Here is a 223-nt window from a genome sequence, read left to right on the forward strand (position 1 = left end):
TCCGTGAGGATCGGCTCGCCGAACTGGATCGTCCACTTCGTCGGCAGCGGGACCGCGCCGAGGGGACCCAGCCACGGGAAGGTCGGCGTCAGCGGAAAGTACGGGAAACCCAGCAGACGGGCCAGCGGCCCATCCACATGGCCGCCCTCGCACCGCTCCGCGGGCTTCGCACGGCTGCGCCGGACTCCGTCCGCCGGCTCCACACCCGGGAAGACTCAGAAGA

1 pseudogene is annotated in these 223 nt (G+C 70.9%); it reads right to left on the bottom strand.

The annotated features are described in order from the left end of the window. Window positions 1–125 (bottom strand): annotated as a pseudogene (locus RNB18_RS53570) (glycerol acyltransferase); the annotation flags it as partial. Window positions 126–223 lie beyond the last annotated feature (98 nt).

The sequence above is a fragment of the Streptomyces doebereineriae genome, from assembly GCF_031845645.1.
In the GTDB taxonomy this organism is placed as follows: domain Bacteria; phylum Actinomycetota; class Actinomycetes; order Streptomycetales; family Streptomycetaceae; genus Streptomyces; species Streptomyces canus.